Source organism: Streptomyces sp. NPDC059787 (assembly GCF_042732315.1).
Classification (GTDB): domain Bacteria; phylum Actinomycetota; class Actinomycetes; order Streptomycetales; family Streptomycetaceae; genus Streptomyces; species Streptomyces atrovirens.
The window spans coordinates 1-5,191 of record NZ_JBHWHX010000101.1; the positions used below are offsets into that span (position 1 = coordinate 1).

The window sequence follows — 5,191 nt, forward strand, 5'->3', positions numbered from 1 at the left end:
CCCTCGCGGGCTTTCCTCCGGGCGCTTCCCTTCGGTCTTGCGTTTCCGACTCTATCAGATCTTTCCGACCCGATTTCCTCGGTGCTTTCCGGGGTCCCGCTTTCGCGTTTCCCTTTCCGGCGGTTCCGACTTTATCAGAGATTCTGAGTCGGATTTCCCCTCCCCTGCCGGGCGACGGTTCCGACGCACGAGGTGGTCGGGTGCCCGATCGGGAGGAGTCGTAAACGTACTGGAGCGGGGCGCCCCGATGCAAATCGAGGCGCCCCGCTCCAGGTTCGCTCGTGCGCGCGGTCCGGCGGACCGTCAGACCTCCACCACCACGGGCAGGATCATCGGCCGGCGTCGGTAGGTGTCGGAGACCCACTTGCCCAGCGTGCGGCGGATGAGCTGCTGCATCTGGTGGGGTTCGACGACACCGTCCTGGGCCGAGCGCTCCAGGGTCTCCGTGATCTTCGGGATCACCTCGCCGAAGGCGGAGTCCTCGATGCCGGAGCCGCGGGCCTGGACATGGGGACCACCCGTGATCTTGCCGGTGGACGAGTCCATGACCACGAAGACCGAGATGATGCCCTCGTCACCGAGGATCTTGCGGTCCTTGAGCGCGGGTTCGCCGACGTCACCGACGGAGAGGCCGTCGACGTAGACGTATCCCGCCTGGACCTTGCCGGAGATCTTGGCCTTGCCCTCGACGAGGTCGACGGCGACGCCGTCCTCGGCGATGACGATGCGGTCGTGCGGGACGCCGGTCAAGGCGCCCAGTTCGGCGTTGGCGCGCAGGTGGCGCCATTCGCCGTGGACCGGCATCAGGTTCTTCGGACGGCAGATGTTGTAGAAGTACAGCAGCTCGCCGGCCGAGGCGTGGCCCGAGACGTGGACCTTGGCGTTGCCCTTGTGGACGACGTTGGCGCCCCAGCGGGTCAGGCCGTTGATCACGCGGTAGACCGCGTTCTCGTTGCCGGGGATGAGCGACGACGCCAGGATCACCGTGTCGCCGTCGACAATGCGGATCTGGTGGTCGCGGTTGGCCATGCGGGACAGGGCGGCCATCGGTTCGCCCTGGGAGCCCGTGCAGACCAGGACGACTTCGCTGTCCGGCAGGTCGTCCAGTGTCTTGACGTCCACGACCAGGCCCGGCGGGACCTTGAGGTAACCGAGGTCGCGGGCGATGCCCATGTTGCGGACCATGGAGCGGCCGACGAAGGCGACCCGGCGGCCGTACTCGTGCGCCGCGTCCAGGATCTGCTGGATGCGGTGGACGTGGCTGGCGAAGCTGGCCACGATGATCCGCTTGCGGGCGCCGGCGAAGACCTGGCGCAGGACGTTGGAGATGTCGCGCTCGGGCGGGACGAAGCCCGGGACCTCGGCGTTCGTGGAGTCGGCGAGCAGAAGGTCGATGCCTTCCTCGCTGAGCCTGGCGAACGCGTGCAGATCAGTGAGGCGGTTGTCCAGCGGGAGCTGGTCCATCTTGAAGTCGCCGGTGTGGACCGCCATGCCGGCGGGCGTGCGGATGGCCACGGCGAGCGCGTCGGGGATGGAGTGGTTGACGGCGATGAACTCGCAGTCGAAGGGGCCGATGCGCTCACGCTGCCCTTCCGCCACCTGAAGGGTGTACGGGCGGATGCGGTGCTCCTGGAGCTTCGCCTCGATGAGGGCGAGGGTGAGCTTGGAGCCGATCAGCGGGATGTCCGGCTTCTCGCGCAGGAGGAAGGGGACGCCGCCGATGTGGTCCTCGTGGCCGTGCGTGAGGACGATGCCCTCGATGTCGTCGAGGCGGTCCCGGATGGACGAGAAGTCCGGCAGGATCAGGTCGATTCCGGGCTGCTCCTCCTCGGGGAAGAGGACTCCGCAGTCGACGATCAGCAGGCGGCCCCCGTACTCGAAGACCGTCATGTTCCGGCCGATCTCGCCGAGACCGCCGAGCGGGGTGACGCGCAGGCCGCCTTCGGGGAGCTGCGGGGGCGGGCCGAGTTCAGGATGCGGATGACTCAAAAGACTCTCCTCAAACACGCGCGCCACGTACCGGTGGGGCACGTGGCGCGCGTGACGTTCGTGCAGAAGCAGTTGTCGTGTGGTGCGGGCACCGGTGGCCCGCTTATTCAGTTGTGAAGTCCGTCTGCGCGAGCGGTCGCGCGAAGTCTGGTTACTGGAGTTGTACCCCGCCGGCGGCAAGATCGATCTTGAGCTGCTCGATCTCTTCCGGCGTGCACTCGGCCATGGGGGCGCGCAGGGGTCCGGCGGGGAGGCCCTTGAGGGCGAGCGCCGCCTTGGTGGTCATCACGCCCTGGGTGCGGAACATGCCCGTGTAGACGGGGAGCAGCTTCTGGTGGATCTCGGTGGCCTTCTGGACGTCTCCGGAGGTGTACGCCTCGACCAGGGCGCGCAGCTCGGGGGTGACGAGGTGGCCGACGACCGAGACGAAGCCGACCGCTCCGATGGAGAGCAGGGGCAGGTTCAGCATGTCGTCGCCGGAGTACCAGGCGAGGCCGGAGCGGGCGATGGCCCAGCCGGCGCGGCCGAGGTCGCCCTTGGCGTCCTTGTTGGCGACGATGCGCGGGTGCTCGGCGAGGCGGACGATCGTCTCCGTGCCGATCGGGACGCCGCTGCGGCCGGGGATGTCGTAGAGCATGACCGGCAGCCCGGTGGCGTCGGCGACGGCCGTGAAGTGCCGGTAGAGGCCCTCCTGCGGGGGCTTGTTGTAGTACGGGGTGACCACCAGGAGGCCGTGCGCGCCGGCGCGTTCCGCGGCGCGGGCCAGTTCGATGCTGTGGTGGGTGTCGTTGGTGCCGACTCCGGCCACGACCTGGGCGCGGTCGCCGACCGCCGCCACGACGGCCCGTACGAGATCCGATTTCTCCGCGTCGCTGGTGGTGGGGGACTCACCGGTGGTGCCGTTGATGATCAGGCCGTCGTTGCCTGCGTCCACCAGGTGGGTGGCGAGCCGCTGTGCGCCGTCGAGGTCGAGTGCGCCGTCCGCCGTGAAGGGCGTGACCATGGCGGTGAGGACCCTCCCGAAGGGGGTCTGCGGAGTGGAGGTCGGAGCCATGGGTTACACGCTACTCGTTGCTCAGGTCGGGGTCTTCCCTCGGGGGAGGCGACAAGGTGGGACAAAGGGGGGGACCCGGCACTGCCTGCTCGGGGGTTCAGGCAGTACCGGGCCCGTTTGATCAGGCTAGATGAACTTCACGAAATGCCGCAATACGGACACTTCGCGAGGTTGAACCGTACATGTGTGCTCGCGGGCTCGAGCTGCGGTTCTACGGGGCCACGCGCCCGTTGGCGTTGAAGGCGGCGTACGTGAGCGGCATGAGACGGGCCCATTCGGCCTCCATCTTCTCGCCGACCATCTCGATCTCCCGCTGCGGGAAGGACGGGACCTTCGCCAGCTCGTGCTGGGTGCGCAGGCCGAGGAAGTGCATCAGCGAGCGGGCGTTGCAGGTGGCGTACATCGAGGAGTACAGGCCGACGGGGAGCACCGCGCGGGCGACCTCGCGGGCGACGCCGGCGGCGAGCATCTCCTGGTACGCCTCGTACGCCTGCCGGTAGGAGTCCTCCATGGCGCGGCCGACGAGCTCCTGCTGGGCCGGGGTGCCCTCGACGAAGCGGTACTTGCCGGGGCGGCCCTCCTGGATCAGCTTGCGGGACTCGTCCGGGACGTAGAAGACCGGCTGGAGCTCCCGGTAGCGGCCCGACTCCTCGTTGTACGACCAGCCCACGCGGTGCCGCATGAACTCGCGGAAGACGAAGATCGGGGCGCTGATGAAGAAGGTCATCGAGTTGTGCTCGAAGGGGCTGCCGTGCCGGTCCCGCATCAAGTAGTTGATCAGGCCCTTGGAGCGCTCGGGGTCCTTGTCCAGCTCGGCCAGGGACTGCTCGCCGATGGTCGAGACGCGGGCGGCGAACAGCACGTCGGCGTCGGACGCGGTGTGCTTGACCAGCTCGACGGTCACATCGCTGCGGAAGTCGGGCTTGAGGTCGTCGGCGGGGGTGTCGGTCACGGCGCGGGGGATCCTTCCATCACGTCTCTCGGGCGGCGCCCACTCTACGGCGCGGCACCGACGACGGGGCCTTCGGCGCCGACAGGCGACATACAGCGGTGAACGGCGGCGAACTTCTGCGAATTCGGTGAAAGTGGGCACCTGCCGGGGCCGTCGTTCGTCTGTATCGGTGACAGTGATCCGTTCGATCCCGAAGGAGACGTACCCCTGATGTTCGGTCGGCGCGAACCCGTACCGTTCGCCTTTGTCGCCGAGGCCGACAGGTTCCGCAGCAATGTCACCCCGCCGCCCCGTGAGCGGGCCTCCGTCGGCCAGATAACCGGGCGCTGGCTGCTGGGGCTCACCCTCGTGGCCGGGCTGGTGGGCTCCCTGGTCATCGGAATGCCGGCGATGTCCTCCGATCCCTCGGGGTCGGGGACACAGCAGTCACAGGCGTCCGAGGGGCGCTGAGCCGCCCCGGTCGTGGCCACCGGCTCCGTCCGGGCCCCCGAGGGTGGTGACCGGCGGCACGGATCGATAGCCTCACCGGGCACTGCTGACGCATGGATCGAGTGAGGACCCGTCGTGCCCCTGCCCTTCCTGACGGCCGACCGCGCTTTCGACACGGCGGACGATGTCGCCCTGCCGTACGACGACCGGGACCGCTGGCGGCGCCCGTACCGCCCCGGGCCGTGGCGGGTGGGGGCTGCGGCGCTCCTGCTGCTGCTCGCGTCGTTCGTGCTGTTCGCGGCGGTGATCATCGCGGCGACGGCGACGCCGGCGTCCGCCGGGACGGTCTTCGCCATCGCACTGGTCGGTGTCGCCTGCGCGCTGCGGATGCTGCGCATGGGCGTGTGGGTGAGCTCCCGCGGGCTGCGCCACGTGGCCTTCGTGAGCACACGTACGACGTCCTGGGAGCAGGTCGTCTCCGTGCGCACGGTGCAGCAGCCGGTGCGCTGGCTGGGGCTGCCCCGGACGGTGCAGGGGCAAGCGCTGGTCCTCGTCCGGCGGGGGCGTTCGGCGGAGTCGCCGACGCCGCTGCTGACCTCGCACAACGCGGACTTCCTGGGACGGGACCAGCTGGCCTTCGACCGGGCTGCCGACACCGTGGAGGCGTGGGCCGCCGAGTACCGGCGCGACTGAGCGTGGGGGGGCCCCGGGGCCCCCCCCCGCAGTCCGGCCCGTGCGAGGCGGCCCCAGCCGCCACGGTGTAGGCC

Annotated in this window: 5 protein-coding genes; 2 read left to right on the forward strand and 3 right to left on the reverse strand. The window is 69.3% G+C overall.

The features are described 5' to 3' along the window. Positions 1 to 303: 303 nt before the first annotated feature. The 3 genes from ACFV5H_RS37650 to thyX all read right to left on the reverse strand — a co-directional run bounded on the left by ACFV5H_RS37650 (position 304) and on the right by thyX (position 3,995). Complete coding sequence (locus tag ACFV5H_RS37650) at positions 304 to 1,989, reverse strand: ribonuclease J (RefSeq protein ID WP_073936927.1); 1,686 nt, start codon at positions 1,987 to 1,989, stop codon at positions 304 to 306. A gap of 151 nt (positions 1,990 to 2,140) precedes the next feature. Then, positions 2,141 to 3,043 carry a 4-hydroxy-tetrahydrodipicolinate synthase gene (gene dapA / locus ACFV5H_RS37655; protein ID WP_073936928.1) on the reverse strand — a complete coding sequence of 301 codons (903 nt, stop codon included), beginning with the start codon at positions 3,041 to 3,043 and terminating at the stop codon, positions 2,141 to 2,143. 211 nt (positions 3,044 to 3,254) lie between these two features. Further along, positions 3,255 to 3,995, reverse strand: coding sequence for an FAD-dependent thymidylate synthase (gene thyX, locus ACFV5H_RS37660; protein ID WP_073936929.1), 741 nt, complete (start codon positions 3,993 to 3,995; stop codon positions 3,255 to 3,257). A gap of 210 nt (positions 3,996 to 4,205) precedes the next feature. On the opposite strand from thyX, the gene ACFV5H_RS37665 reads away from it, so the two are divergent. Beyond that, a complete protein-coding gene (locus tag ACFV5H_RS37665; RefSeq protein ID WP_385058999.1) occupies positions 4,206 to 4,445 on the forward strand; it encodes a hypothetical protein in 240 nt (79 codons plus the stop codon). A 114-nt stretch (positions 4,446 to 4,559) separates the two neighbouring features. Next, positions 4,560 to 5,117, forward strand: coding sequence for a hypothetical protein (locus ACFV5H_RS37670; RefSeq protein WP_385058997.1), 558 nt, complete (start codon positions 4,560 to 4,562; stop codon positions 5,115 to 5,117). Positions 5,118 to 5,191 lie beyond the last annotated feature (74 nt).

Coding starts and splice junctions, on each gene's coding strand:
- ACFV5H_RS37665 (WP_385058999.1), top strand. CDS start 4,206: ATGTTCGGTCGGCGCGAACCCGTACCGTTCGCCTTTGTCGCCGAGGCC.
- dapA (WP_073936928.1), bottom strand. CDS start 3,043: ATGGCTCCGACCTCCACTCCGCAGACCCCCTTCGGGAGGGTCCTCACC.